The organism is Sphingobium sp. AP49, assembly GCF_000281715.2.
Classification (GTDB): Bacteria; Pseudomonadota; Alphaproteobacteria; order Sphingomonadales; family Sphingomonadaceae; genus Sphingobium.
The window spans coordinates 2,318,502-2,331,812 of the sequence record NZ_CP124576.1; the positions used below are offsets into that span (position 1 = coordinate 2,318,502).

A 13,311-nucleotide genomic window follows, 5' to 3' on the forward strand; every position below is an offset into this window, starting at 1 on the left:
ACGCCATTGGATTGCTTCGCTACGCTCGCAATGACGATTTATTCCACGGTACGGGCGCTTAGAAGGCCAGCGGCGCGTCCAGTTCCTTCACCTGCCAGGGCAGGCCATGCTTGTTCAGCATGTCCATGAAGGGATCGGGATCGAACTGCTCGATGTTGAACACGCCGTCTCCCTTCCAGGCGCCGGTCAGCATCATGGCGGCGCCGATCATCGCCGGCACGCCGGTGGTGTAGCTGACAGCCTGGTTGCCGGTTTCGGCATAGGCGTCCTCATGGTCGCAGACCTGATAGATATAGACGGTCTTTTCCTGACCATCCTTCTGGCCGGTCGCGATGTCGCCGATATTGGTCTTGCCCTTGGTGGTCGAACCCAGGCTCGACGGTTCGGGCAGAACGGCCTTCAGGAACTGGAGCGGAATGATTTCCTGGCCATTATAGATGACCGGATCGATCCGGGTCATGCCGACATTCTGCAGCACTTCGAGATGCTTGAGATAGGCGTCGCCGAAGGTCATCCAGAAGCGGATGCGCTTGATCTCGGGATAGTGGGTGGCGAGGCTTTCCAGTTCCTCATGATACATGAGGTACATATTCTTTTCGCCGACCTGATCGAAGTCGAACACCTGCTTGTGGCTCAAGGCCGGGCCTTCGACCCATTCGCCGTTCAGCCAGTGGCGCGACGGGGCGGTCACTTCGCGGATGTTGATTTCCGGATTGAAGTTGGTGGCGAAATGCTGGCCATGATCGCCGCCATTGCAGTCGAGAATGTCGAGCGTGTCGATCGTGTCGAGCAGATGCTTCTTGATGTAGCTGGCGAACACGCTGGTGACGCCCGGATCGAAACCCGAACCCAGCAGCGCCATGATGCCGGCTTCCTTGAAGCGCTCCTGATAGGCCCACTGCCAGCTATATTCGAACTTGGCGGTGTCGCGCGGTTCGTAATTGGCGGTGTCGAGATAGTCGGTCTTGGTTGCGAGGCACGCGTCCATGATCGCCAGATCCTGATAGGGAAGGGCGAGGTTCACGACCAGCTTGGGCTGGACCTTCTGGATGAGGGCGATGGTCTCTTCGACATTGTCGGCGTCGACCTGGGCCACGTCGATATCCACGCCGACCAGCTTCTTGACCGATTCGGCGACCTTCTCGCAGCTGACGATGCGGCGGCTGGCCAGCGTGATGTGGCTGAAAATATCAGGGTTCATCGCCATCTTGTGGACCGCGACAGACCCGACGCCGCCTGCGCCGATGACCAGAACCTTGCTCAATTCAACTGCTCCATAACTGTGGTCGCGCCGGACGCGCGAAAGCGCCCATATAGGGACGTCGCGTGACAGCGCAAAGTCAGAGTGTCGCTTAGCTGACCAGACGCTTCAATCCCTCGACCGTATCGGCCTCCGCTGCCGGCTTGTCCTTGCGGATGCGGGCGATGCGGGGGAAGCGCATGGCGAGGCCGGACTTGTGGCGCTTGCTGTCATGGATGCTGTCGAACGCGACTTCCAGCACCAGCGTCTTTTCGACTTCGCGGACAGGGCCGAAGCGGTTCACCGTATTGCCCCGGACAAAGCGGTCGAGCCATTTCAGTTCCTCGTCGGTGAAGCCGCTATAGGCCTTGCCCACCGGCAGCAATTCGCCATCCGCCGTCCAGCAGCCGAACGTATAGTCCGAATAGAAGGAGGAGCGTTTGCCATGGCCGCGCTGGGCATACATCATGACGCAATCGGCGGTCAGCGGATCGCGCTTCCATTTGTACCAGAGCGCTGCCTTGCGTCCGGCGACATAGGGGCTGTCGCGGCGCTTGAGCATGACGCCCTCGATCGCCGCGTCGCGGGCGCCGGCGCGGATGTCGGCCAGCGCCGCGAAATCGGGCGTGTCGATGACGGCGGACAAGTCGAACTGGTCGGGGTTTAATTGGGCCGTATAGGCTTCAAGCCGGGCGCGGCGGTCAGTCCAGGGCAGGGCGCGCAGGTCGTCGTCGCCTTCGATCAACAGGTCGTACAGGCGGACGAAGGCGGGGTAATCGGCCATCATCTTCGCGCTGACCGCCTTGCGGCCGAGCCGTTGTTGCAGGGCGTTGAAGCTGGCGGCCTCGCCCCCCTGAAACTCACCTTTCACCAGCAATTCGCCGTCCAGCACGGCGTGGCCGGTGAAGGCCTGCGCGATTTCGGGGAAGCTGCCCGTGATGTCGTCACCCGCGCGGCTGTAGAGGCGGGTTTCGCCCCCATGTTTTGGGCCGGTACCGACGATCTGGATGCGAATCCCGTCCCATTTCCACTCGGCGGCATAGTCGGCGAGGTCGACGCTGTCGACCTCGAGCGGCTGGGCGAGCATGAAGGGACGGAAATAGGGCGTGCCCTCCGGGTCAGGTCGGGCGCTGCGGCCTTCGGCCCAGTCGAACAGGGCGGTGTAGGGCGGAGCAAGGGCGTGCCAGACCTGTTCGACATCGTCGACATCGAGGCCGAAGGCCTGGGCGAATCCGGTCTTTGCGAGGCGGGCGGAGATGCCTACTCGCAGTCCGCCGGTGGCAAGCTTCAACAGGGCGAAGCGGCCGGATGCGTCGAGATGGTCCATCATCTGCGCCAGTGCATCGGGCGCGGTGGCGCGGTTGATAGTGTGGAGGCGGTCGATGACGGCGGACAGGCTGAGCGAGCCGTCGTCCAGTTCGGCCAGTTCATCATGGGCGCGGGGCCAGAGCAGGGCGACGGTTTCGGCCAGGTCGCCGACATAATCGCGGCTCATCTCGAACAGCACGGGATCGGTGCGGGCGCGGATCATCTCGCCGATGGCCGACGCCTTCACCGCCTTGAGGTCGAGATTGCCGGTCAGCGCGGCGAGCGCCCAACCCCGGTCGGGATCGGGGGCTTCGCGCATATAGGCGGCGATCAGCGCCAATTTGCCGTTGCGCGAGCGGGTATAGACGAGGCCGTCGAGGAGCTGGGAAAATTGCCTCATGGATCAATCCCAATCACCGTTCGGGCTGAGCGAAGTCGAAGCCCAGCGCAGAGCGAAGCCAAGTGGCTTCGACTTCGCTCAGCCAGACCCTTCGACAGGCTCAGGGCGAACGGGTTAGATAGCATCACCCTTCCTCCTCATCCTCGCGGCCCACGAGCGCGAGTGCGCGGGCGCGATATTGGTGGGTCATGCACCAGTGGAGCAGGGCTTCCTCGCGGCCGTGGGTGATCCAGGTCTCGCTCGGCGCGATTTCGCGGATCGTGTCGGTCAACTCGTCCCAGTCGGCATGGTCGGAAATGACCAAAGGCAGTTCGACATTGCGCTGCCGGGCGCGCTGGCGCACCCGCATCCAGCCTGACGCCATGGCGGCAATCGGGTCGGGCAGGCGGCGGCTCCAGCGATCGTTGAGGGCGGAGGGCGGCGCCAGCACGATCGCGCCGCGCATATCCTTCGCCGGCACGCCAGTCGCGCCGCGCAACTTCCCCATGTCGACGCCGAAATCCGCGTAGAGCGCGCACATGCGTTCGAGCGCGCCATGGATATAGATTGGGTCATGATGGCCGCGCGCGCGCAATTCGCAGATCACCCGCTGCGCCTTGCCCAGCGCATAGGCGCCGACCAGCACGCAGCGATCGGGACTGGCATGAAGCGCATGGAGCAGCCGGTCCATTTCGCTGCCGGTGTCGGGATGGCGGAAGACGGGCAGGCCGAAGGTCGCCTCGGTCACGAAGATGTCGCAGGGAACCGGCTCGAACGGCAGGCAGGTCGGGTCGGGGCGCCGCTTGTAATCGCCGGTCACCACCACCCGCTCGCCGGCATGGTCCAGGATGATCTGCGCCGATCCCAGCACATGGCCGGCGGGGACATAGCAGATGGTGACGCCGCCCAGCCTGATCTCCTCACCATAGCCGACCGCCGTGCCGCTGGCCGTGCCATAGCGCAGCGCCATGATCGCCAGCGTTTCCCGCGTGGCCCAGACATGGCCGTGGCCGCCACGCGCATGGTCGGCATGCCCATGGGTGACGAGCGCGCGTTCCTGCGGCTGCGAGGGGTCGATCCACGCATCGGCGGGGCGGACATAGATGCCGGTGGGGTGGGGTTCGATCCAGTGCGCCATCAGGTGCAGAAGATGGGAGAGGCGGTCCCGGTTCCGCAAGGGCCGTCATCATGGCGTAACCCAGCGGTCATGCGCACGACACGCGCCTGCCCTATCGGCCGACCGAACGACCCGGCAGCGAGGAGTGAGCCCATGGCCGCATCGGCCCACAAGAAAGTCACCAACGCGGTGCATCGTCACCGCCATCTGTCGAAGCAGGGGCTGCTGGAACGCGCCTTCACCTTCGCCTTCCGTGGCCTGGTCTATGCCCAGATCTGGGAAGACCCGGCGGTCGACATGGAAGCGCTGGCGATCACGCCCGACAGCCACGTGGTGACGATCGCGTCGGGCGGCTGCAATGTCCTCTCCTATCTGACCGCTGATCCGGCGAAGATCACGGCGGTCGACCTCAACACCGCCCATATCGCGCTCAATCGGCTGAAGCTGATGGCGGCGCAGACGCTGCCCGATCATGCTGCCTTCCATCGCTTCTTCGCGCGGGCCGACGACAAGGCGAACATTGCCGCCTATCGCGCGGTCGTGGCGCCGCATCTGGATGAGGCGACGCGCCGCTATTGGGAAGGGCGCGACATGATCGGTCGCCGCCGCATCGGTGGCTTTGCGCGTGGTATCTACAGGCATGGCCTGCTCGGCCGCTTCATCGGCGCGGCGCATTTGCTGGCGCGCCTGCATGGCGTGAACCCCAAGCGGATGCTGGACGCACAGAGCCGTGAAGAACAGCTTGCGATCTTCGAGCGCGAACTGGCGCCGATCTTCGACAAGGGCTTTGTCCGCTGGTTGACCAGCCAGCCCGCCTCGCTCTTTGGCCTTGGCATCCCACCCGCCCAGTTCGAGGCGCTCGCCGGCGACGACCGGATGGATAGCGTGCTCAAGACGCGCCTGAAGAAGCTGGCCTGCGACTTCGACCTTCAGGACAATTATTTCGCCGTTCAGGCTTTTGGGCGGGGCTATGCAGGCGGCGAGGGGCCGTTGCCCCCCTATCTGCAGGCGGCCAATCATCGGGCGGTGCGCGATCGGGCCGAGCGGGTCGATGTCCGGCATATCAACTTCACCGATTTCCTTGCCAACCAGCTAGCGGCATCGTGCGATCGCTACATCCTGCTCGATGCGCAGGATTGGATGGATGACGAGCAACTGAACGCGCTCTGGGCGCAGATCACGCGGACGGCCAAGCCCGGCGCCCGCGTGCTGTTCCGCACCGCCGGCGAACCGAGCATCCTGCCCGGCCGGGTCGCCGACGATGTGCTGGCCCATTGGGACTATCGGGCCGAAGCCTCGCGCGACTATACGGCCCGCGACCGGTCTGCCATCTATGGCGGCGTGCATCTCTATGTGCTGAAGGGCGCCGACGCATGAGCGGCCATGGGCAGTTGATGGACGGGGTCTATCGCTACCAGCGGCACATATATGACCTGACCCGCAAATATTATCTTCTGGGCCGCGACGGGCTGATCGCCGATCTCGATCCGCCTGCCGGCGGCGCGGTGCTGGAGATTGGCTGTGGTACCGGCCGCAACCTGATCGCGGTCGGCAAGGCCTGGCCGAAGGCGCAACTCTATGGTGTCGACATCAGCGATGCGATGCTGGATACGGCGCGCGCTTCGGTAGCGAAGGCGGGCATGGCGGATCAGGTGACATTGGCGCAGGGCGATGCCTGCGGTTTCGATCCGCAGGCGCTGTTCGGGCGGGCGAGTTTCGAACGGGTGTTCATCAGCTATGCGCTGTCGATGATCCCCGAATGGGAGATGGCGCTGGTCCAGGCCGCACGCTGCGTGGCGCCGGGCGGCAAGCTGGAGATCGTGGATTTCGGCCAGCAGGACGAACTGCCAGCGCTCTGGAGACGGGCGCTGTTCGGCTGGTTGGCACGCTTTCACGTGGCACCGCGGCGCGAACTTAATGGCGCGATCAACCGGCTGGCGCAGGATATGGGCGGCTTTCCCCACGTCCGGACATTGTACAAGGGCTATGCCGTGCGCGGCGGCCTGATCAGGGTTTGAATATCCCGGACCTTGTCGGCTGGAGAAGAGGATGCGCGTGAGCGCAAGGTGCTGCCGCAGCTCTTAAGATTTCATCAAATATTGTCTTGCATTCAATGTCTCATCACTTGGGGCAGGGGGTGTGGTCATGAGTGGGAAGCTATTCCTTTTACTCGGCGTATTGGGCGTCGGCGGATATGCCATAGTTAATCATACTCCGGGCGATCCAACGCTCTTCCCGCTGCCCAAGGAAAAGGTCGTCGCCATGCTGGCCGAGGGCCGCACGACGATGCCGCGCCGGGATGGCGATGGCGAGATCAAGATATGGAGCAGCGGCACTTCGATGAAGGGCGTCACGCTGAACATGCAATATGCCAGCTGGGCACCGATGTTGAGCTGCGAAGCGATCGTCACGTCGGTCACGCCCGAGGAAAGCCGGGTCGTCACCGATTGCGGCGGTGGCGACAGCACATCGGCCATCGCCAATACGCAGGACCAGCTGCGCGCGCCGATGTTCGAGGAGCATGTCCAGGCGACCTTGCGCGGGCGTCCGTTCGATCGGGCGTCGGTCGACGCCAAGGAAACGGCCATCGCCATGGGCAATCTGGGCGGGATGCAGCGGGAGGCGCTGAAGCGATCCGACGAGATGCAGCGGATGACGGCGAACGCCCACTGATCGGGACGGGAGCCGCGAGCGGTGGCGATCGTCAAATATGGCATGCTCTTGCTGGCTCTGGGCGGGATCTATGCCGCCCAGCCGCAGCAATCGGGGCCGCAATCGGCGACATTTCCGGTCTCGGCGTCCATCGCAAAGGCACGGCTGCAATCTGCACATCGCGTGGTCGAAGGGACGGGACTTGGCAGCCTGACGCTGCAAAGCATGGGAGCTGATGGTAAAGCCGCCTTGGTCGGCATCACCCGCGCAGGGCAGGTCCGCGCCATCCTCTGCCGGGTCATGATCGAAGCCGAGGGAGCGGACCAGTCGCGCGCCACGGTGGACTGTGCACAACCCCACGGGAAGTATGATCCGGCCCGCGCCGTAGCCGTCAAGGCGATGACCATCGTCGTCGCCGAGCATGTCGCCGCCAGCGTGGCGCAGAGGCCCTATGACATCGATACCGTCGCCAACCGGATGATGGTGCTGGTGGCGGGCAATGTCGTGCTGGCCAGGGCCGCGATGGGACAGAAGCCGGAATGAGGCCGCAGCTCAAGCCGGGTCGTAGATGCGGATGATCCAGCTCACATAATAGACAAGATAGGCCGCCGCGAAGAGGAGGTGAAAGCGCGCGTTGCGCGTCCAGATCGCGATCAGCGAAAGCAGGATGGTGATCGCGATGCGCACCGGATATTCCGGGCCGAGCGAGGCGATATAGCCATGCCCCTTGAGCCCGCTGTCGATCAGGTCGGCGATCATGGTGGCGATGAACAGGCCGAAGAACCAGCCGCGTCGGGACAGGAAATAATCCTGATAGCCGGAATATTCGTCAAGCTGATCGGGGAAGAGCAGATTGGCAAGCAAGGCAAAGAGAAAGGCATAGCCCAGGACGAACAGGAACAGCTCGAAGCGCCAGCGGGGCAGGCCTTCCAGTGCCAATTCCCACCACCAAAAATGAATCGAGGTGATGAGGATGATCGCCACCCAGATGAGGTGGACCGGATAGACCTTCACCTTGCCGGGATGCTGGACCAGGCGGGCGACGCCGTTGAGCAGCCGGGTCAGCGACAGGCCCAGGACAATGCCGATCAGCACCCGGATATGGAGGTAGACCTCATGGCTCATCACCGGATCAGGCGATGAGCCGGGCATGATCGCTTAGGCCGCCTGGCGCTCGGCCAGTTCCAGTTCCAGCCGGTCCCAGATCTCGACCAGTGCCGACACCAGGTCACGCATCATGTCTTCACTATGGGCCGGGCCGGGGGTGAAGCGCAGTCGTTCCGTGCCGCGTGGCACGGTCGGATAATTGATCGGCTGCACATAGGCGCCATATTCGGCGAGCAATATGTCGCTGATCCGCTTGGCCTTGACCGGATCGCCCACCATCAGCGGTACGATATGGGTGACCGAGTTCATCACCGGCAGGCCGGCGTCCCGCATCAATTGCTTGAGCTTGGCGGCCGAGGCCTGCTGGCCTTGGCGCTCTTCGCTCGACGCCTTGAGGTGGCGGACGCTGGCCAGCACGCCGGCGACCAGCACGGGCGAGAGCGAGGTGGTGAAGATGAAGCCGGGCGCATAGCTGCGGATCACGTCGACGATCATCTGGTCGGCCGCGATATAGCCGCCCATGACGCCGAACGCCTTGCCCAGCGTGCCTTCGATGATGGTCAGGCGATCGGCGACATCGTCGCGCTCCGAAATGCCGCCGCCGCGCGCGCCATACATGCCCACGGCATGGACTTCGTCGAGATAGGTGAGGGCGTTGAACTCGTCGGCCAGGTCGCAGATTTCCGCGATCGGCGCGACGTCGCCGTCCATCGAATAGACGCTTTCAAAGGCGATCAGCTTGGGCGCCTCGGGGTCTTCGGCGGCGAGCAGTTCGCGCAGATGATCGAGGTCATTGTGGCGGAAGACGCGCTTTTCGCAGCCCGAATTGCGGATGCCCGCGATCATCGAGGCGTGATTGAGCTCGTCCGAGAAGATGATGCAGCCCGGCAGCAGCTTGGCCAGGGTCGAGAGCGTCGCTTCGTTCGAGACATAGCCCGAGGTGAAGAGCAGGGCCGCTTCCTTGCCATGCAGGTCGGCCAGTTCGCCTTCCAGATCGACATGATAATGGGTGTTGCCGCCGATATTGCGGGTGCCGCCGGAGCCGGCGCCGACATCATGGAGCGCTTCCTCCATCGCGGCGACCACCTTGGGGTGCTGGCCCATGGCGAGATAGTCGTTCGAGCACCAGACAGTGATCGGCTTCGGGCCATTATGGCCATGGAAGCAGCGGGCGTTGGGGAAGGCCCCCTTGTTGCGCAGGATGTCGATGAACACGCGATAGCGGCCCTCGCTGTGGAGCCGGTCGATCGCCTGCGAAAAGATGTGTTTGTAGTTCACTACGCCGTTCTTCCCGTTGCTCGCGCGCCGGTTTTTATGGTCGCGCCATCCTCTTCCTGAGGCTGGCATTTACCTGCGCGGGCGTGCCATTACCAGCGATAACCGCTCGCAACGATACGCGAAATTCCCTATCACTGTGATTGACTTGCTTTGCCATTGGACAAATGGCCTACCCCTGGGGTCAGAGGGCGTCGATCCGATCCAGCCCATAGCCGGCCAGCGCATCGCGCAGCGCTTCGACCGTGTCATCGACGCGGGTGAAGACCGCGACGCCGGGTGAAGGGGCGTCCGGCCAGGGCTGTCCCTGCGTCAGGAAGGCGATGCGCCGGGCGATCCCCTCGCCACCGTGAACAAAGCCGATCGGATGTGGTGCAGCGGCGGCAAGTTCCTGTTCCACCAGCGGAAAATGGGTGCAGGCAAGAACGACCATGTCCATCCGGTCGCCACCTGGCTGATCGATCAGGCCAGCCAGCGCGTCGCGGGCAACGGCAGGATCGAGCGTTTCGCTGCGCAGCTTTGCTTCGGCCAGTTGCACCAGCGCGGCGCTGCCATGGCGCAGCACGGTGCAGTCGGCGCCATGTTCGGCGGCGAGCCGGTCGACATAGGGCTGGCGCACGGTCGCGTCGGTGCCGAGCACGCCGAACACCCGGCTTTTCGACAGCAATGCGGCGGGCTTGATCGCCGGGACGGTACCGACGACCGGGATGTCGAGCGCAGCGCGGACATGGGGGAGGGCGATGGTCGAGGCGGTGTTGCAGGCGATGACGGCGAGCCGTGGTCGATAACGTTCGACCAGCCGGCCGAGCAGCGCGGGTACGCGCGCGGCGATTTCCGCCTCGCTCTTGGTACCATAAGGGAATCCGGCGCTATCGGCGGCATAGACGACCGGGGCGGTCGGCAATGCGGCGCGCGCGGGCGCCAGGATGGAGAGGCCCCCTACGCCGGAATCGAAGAAAAGGATGGGAGCGTCTGGTGCGACCGTCATGCGCGCCTGTGTCGCCACATGGGGCGGGAGTGTCAACGTTTGGCGCTTGCAAAGCGGCCTGGCCGCTGCCACCTCGCCGGCCGATCGAAGGAGATGATGATGACGCAGCCCAGCATGAAACAGAAGATGATCGCGGGCGAACCCTATCATGCGAGCGACCCGGAAATCATCGCGGACCAGTTGGCGGCGGCGGAATGGATGCGCCGTTTTAACGCTACCCTGCCGCCCGAGCGCGAGGCACTGCTGCGCGAAAGGCTGGGCGCGTTGGGCGCGGGATCAACGATCCGGCCACCCTTCCACTGCGACTATGGTTTCAACATCTTCCTGGGCGCGGGCGTGTTCCTGAACTTCAATTGCGTCATCCTGGACGTGGTGCCGGTGACGATCGGCGATGGCACGCAGATCGGCACCGGGGTGCAGATATTGACCGCCGATCATCCGCGCGATCCGGGCGAGCGCGCCACCGGCATCGAATGGGGCGTGCCGATCACCATCGGCCGCAATGTGTGGATTGGCGGCGGCGCGATCATCCTGCCCGGCGTCACGATCGGCGACGACGCATTGATCGGCGCGGGCAGCGTGGTGACGCGCGACGTGCCGGCGGGCGCGACCGTGGTCGGCAATCCGGCGCGGGCGCGGTAAACCGATACAGACCATTGCCCCGCGCGTCTGTCACGCTATGGTCGCGCGCAACAATCAGAACAGGCCGGCCGATTGCATCGGCTGTCCTGTTCTGGTCTTTTGATTTACCGCGTTTTCCGAGTCAGCAGCTGTTCCACCTGCTTCGAAAACACTTTATCGGCGAATTTCATGACACCTCCCTGGCTGCTTCCCGCTTTTGTCCTGGTGCTGGGCTATCTGCTCGGCTCGATCCCCTTTGGCCTGCTGCTGACGCGCTTTACCGGCGCTGGCGACCTGCGCCAGATCGGGTCGGGCAATATCGGCGCGACCAATGTGCTGCGCACCGGGCGCAAGGGGCTGGCGGCGGCGACCCTGCTGCTCGACCTGCTCAAGGGTGCGGCGGCGGTGCTGATCGGCGCGGCGCTGGTGGATGGTGGCGGGCCGATGGCCGGCGCCATGGCATTCATCGGCCATTGCTACCCGGTCTGGCTGCGCTTTGCCGGGGGCAAGGGCGTGGCAACCATGATGGGCGTGGTGACGGCGTTGTACTGGCCGGCTGGCATCGTCTTTGCTGTCGTGTGGCTGGGTGCGCTGTTCGGCACCAAATGGTCGTCGGTGGGCGGCATGTCGGCGGCGGTCAGCGCGCCGGTGGCCATGTATGCCTTCGGCCGTATCGAGCTGGTCCCGGTCAACCTGGCGCTTGCGCTGATCGTGCTGTGGCGGCACCGCGCCAATATCGCCCGACTGATGAAGGGCGAAGAGCCCAAGGTCGGCAGTTCCAAACAGAAAGCCGCCACCGAGTGAGCGGGCAGGAGCGGTTCGACCGTCTCCGCCTGATCCGATCCCCCCGGATCGGCCCCGTCAGCTACCGCCAGTTGCTCGCCCGCTTCGGCAGCGCGGCCGAGGCGCTGCGCGCCATTCCCATGCTCGCCGCGCGCGGCGGGGGCGAGGCGCGGGTGGCCGATGCGGGGGCGGTCGAGCGCGAAATTGCCGCCACCCGTGCGGCTGGCGCTCGCTATCTGCTGATGGGTGATGCCGACTATCCCGCGCTGCTGGCGGAAATGGAGGGTGCGCCCCCCGCACTCATCATTCGGGGGGATGCTGCGATCGCGGCGCGGCCCTGCATCGCCATGGTCGGCGCGCGCAATGCTTCGGCTGCCGCCTGCCGCTTTGCCCGGATATTGGCCCAGCAACTGGGCGAACGCGGCACGGTGGTCGTGTCCGGCCTGGCGCGTGGCATCGATACCGAGGCACATCGCGGATCGATCGACAGCGGCACGATCGGCGTGATTGCGAGCGGCATCGATATCGGCTTCCCGCCCGAAAATGCCGCCTTGCAGGCGGATGTGGCACAGCGCGGTCTGCTGGTGACCGAACATCCGCCCGGCACCCAGCCGCTGGCCCGCCATTTCCCCGCGCGCAACCGGATCATCGCCGGACTGGCGCTGGGCACGGTGGTGGTGGAGGCGGCGCCCAAGTCCGGGTCGCTGATCACCGCAAGGCTGGCGACCGAGGCGGGGCGCGAGGTGATGGCGGTACCCGGATCGCCGCTCGACCCGCGTGCCCAGGGCTGCAACCTGCTGATCCGCGAGGGGGCGACGCTGGTGCAGAATGCGGACGATATATTGGAGGCGGTCGGCGGGCTTGATCCTCGGATGGTGCGGCAGGGGAGTTTCGACTTCATCGGCCAGCCGGTGTCGAGCGATGTCGCCGATGCCGATCGGGCGGCGGTGATCGCGCTGCTGGGGCCGGTCGCCGTTGCGATCGATGAACTGATCCGGCAATCGGGGCTGGCGCCGGCGCTGGTGCAGACGATAGTGCTGGAATTGGAGCTGGCCGGTCGCATCGACCGGCATTCGGGGGGAAGGGTGTCTTTTCATGAACGTTGATGGGGTACAGGTCGATATTGGCGGGGTCTTGACGCGGGCGAGTGGTGTCATTGTGGCAGACCTGCCGCGCTATGGCGGGCTGGCATTGACATCGGCGATCGTGGGCGGGCTGTCCGACACCTATCTGCCGGACGCGGGTAATTTTTTGGGCAATATCGCACTGTTCTTCATATCGGTGCTGGCGGTCTATTTTGCGTTGCAGGCGCGGTTGGCGGATGATGATATCCGGCCCCGTTTCGGTGCTGCCTTCGGCTATAATCTCCTGACCAGCATCGGCATTGGTCTGGGCCTGGTCTTCTTCATCATTCCCGGCTTGCTGCTGTTCGTGCGCTGGTCGGTCGGGCTTCCCGCGCTGCTGCGTGAAAATCTGGGCGTGTCGGAAGCGATGGGCCGCAGCCGCGACCTGACCGAGGGCAATCGCTGGCGGATATTGGGACTGGCGCTGCTGATCTGGGTGCCGTTCCTCCTGGTGATGTTGCTGTTCGGTAGTCTTGCCGGGGCCTTTGGCGGCGAAGCGATGCTGGGATCGTTGGCGTTCAACATGGCCATCAATTTTGCTGCCGGGGCCATCTCGGTCTTTAGCGCCCTGTGCTGGACCGAAGCCTATATTCTGTTGTCGGGTGTGGATCGTGCCGACAGTGCATTGGCGGAAATTTTCGCCTGAAGCCGTTGCGGGGGTGGCGTTTGGTGGCGCTTGACGCGATATCGCGATCATCGCCACACTCGCGCGTATAC

14 protein-coding genes are annotated in these 13,311 nt (G+C 64.4%); 8 read left to right on the forward strand and 6 right to left on the reverse strand.

Features of this window, described 5'->3' with window-relative positions; translation table 11 throughout:
- Window positions 1-58: 58 nt before the first annotated feature.
- The 3 genes from PMI04_RS11245 to PMI04_RS11255 form a co-directional block, all read right to left on the reverse strand.
- Window positions 59-1,264 carry a saccharopine dehydrogenase family protein gene (locus PMI04_RS11245; RefSeq protein WP_007709420.1) on the reverse strand — a complete coding sequence of 402 codons (1,206 nt, stop codon included), beginning with the start codon at window positions 1,262-1,264 and terminating at the stop codon, window positions 59-61.
- Window positions 1,265-1,352: 88 nt separating this feature from the next.
- Window positions 1,353-2,948, reverse strand: coding sequence for a cisplatin damage response ATP-dependent DNA ligase (locus PMI04_RS11250; protein WP_007709421.1), 1,596 nt, complete (start codon window positions 2,946-2,948; stop codon window positions 1,353-1,355).
- A gap of 124 nt (window positions 2,949-3,072) precedes the next feature.
- Entirely contained in the window at window positions 3,073-4,065 is a 993-nt protein-coding gene (locus PMI04_RS11255; protein WP_007709422.1) for a ligase-associated DNA damage response exonuclease, read from the reverse strand.
- A 132-nt stretch (window positions 4,066-4,197) separates the two neighbouring features.
- On the opposite strand from PMI04_RS11255, the gene PMI04_RS11260 reads away from it, so the two are divergent.
- From PMI04_RS11260 to PMI04_RS11275, 4 genes are all read left to right on the forward strand, one after another.
- On the forward strand, window positions 4,198-5,421 hold the full coding sequence (locus PMI04_RS11260) for a DUF3419 family protein (protein WP_007709423.1): 1,224 nt from the start codon (window positions 4,198-4,200) through the stop codon (window positions 5,419-5,421).
- Window positions 5,418-6,062, forward strand: coding sequence for a class I SAM-dependent methyltransferase (locus PMI04_RS11265; protein ID WP_007709424.1), 645 nt, complete (start codon window positions 5,418-5,420; stop codon window positions 6,060-6,062). The genes PMI04_RS11260 and PMI04_RS11265 overlap by 4 nt, the downstream gene beginning before the upstream one ends.
- A 127-nt stretch (window positions 6,063-6,189) precedes the next feature.
- On the forward strand, window positions 6,190-6,717 hold the full coding sequence (locus tag PMI04_RS11270; RefSeq protein WP_007709425.1) for a hypothetical protein: 528 nt from the start codon (window positions 6,190-6,192) through the stop codon (window positions 6,715-6,717).
- Between the two features lie 21 nt (window positions 6,718-6,738).
- The gene (locus tag PMI04_RS11275) at window positions 6,739-7,239 is read left to right on the forward strand and encodes a hypothetical protein (protein ID WP_007709426.1); all 501 of its coding nucleotides are present in this window, start codon (window positions 6,739-6,741) and stop codon (window positions 7,237-7,239) included.
- Between the two features lie 9 nt (window positions 7,240-7,248).
- Here PMI04_RS11275 and PMI04_RS11280 read toward each other — a convergent pair whose 3' ends face one another.
- The 3 genes from PMI04_RS11280 to murI form a co-directional block, all read right to left on the reverse strand.
- Entirely contained in the window at window positions 7,249-7,848 is a 600-nt protein-coding gene (locus tag PMI04_RS11280; protein WP_007709427.1) for a hypothetical protein, read from the reverse strand.
- Window positions 7,849-7,854: 6 nt separating this feature from the next.
- Window positions 7,855-9,081, reverse strand: a complete 1,227-nt coding sequence (gene hemA / locus PMI04_RS11285; RefSeq protein ID WP_007709428.1) for a 5-aminolevulinate synthase — start codon at window positions 9,079-9,081, stop codon at window positions 7,855-7,857.
- Window positions 9,082-9,262: 181 nt separating this feature from the next.
- Window positions 9,263-10,066: a glutamate racemase gene (murI, locus tag PMI04_RS11290; RefSeq protein ID WP_007709429.1), complete on the reverse strand. Its 804-nt coding sequence runs from the start codon at window positions 10,064-10,066 to the stop codon at window positions 9,263-9,265.
- Between the two features lie 99 nt (window positions 10,067-10,165).
- Here murI and PMI04_RS11295 point away from each other — a divergent pair, with 99 nt between their 5' ends.
- The 4 genes from PMI04_RS11295 to PMI04_RS11310 all read left to right on the forward strand — a co-directional run bounded on the left by PMI04_RS11295 (window position 10,166) and on the right by PMI04_RS11310 (window position 13,240).
- The gene (locus PMI04_RS11295; protein ID WP_007709430.1) at window positions 10,166-10,708 is read left to right on the forward strand and encodes a sugar O-acetyltransferase; all 543 of its coding nucleotides are present in this window, start codon (window positions 10,166-10,168) and stop codon (window positions 10,706-10,708) included.
- Window positions 10,709-10,876: 168 nt separating this feature from the next.
- Entirely contained in the window at window positions 10,877-11,491 is a 615-nt protein-coding gene (gene plsY / locus PMI04_RS11300; RefSeq protein ID WP_007709432.1) for a glycerol-3-phosphate 1-O-acyltransferase PlsY, read from the forward strand.
- Window positions 11,488-12,576, forward strand: a complete 1,089-nt coding sequence (gene dprA / locus PMI04_RS11305) for a DNA-processing protein DprA (protein WP_007709433.1) — start codon at window positions 11,488-11,490, stop codon at window positions 12,574-12,576. Before plsY ends, dprA begins: the two co-directional genes overlap by 4 nt.
- The gene (locus PMI04_RS11310; RefSeq protein ID WP_007709435.1) at window positions 12,566-13,240 is read left to right on the forward strand and encodes a glycerophosphoryl diester phosphodiesterase membrane domain-containing protein; all 675 of its coding nucleotides are present in this window, start codon (window positions 12,566-12,568) and stop codon (window positions 13,238-13,240) included. The genes dprA and PMI04_RS11310 overlap by 11 nt, the downstream gene beginning before the upstream one ends.
- Window positions 13,241-13,311: the final 71 nt, after the last annotated feature.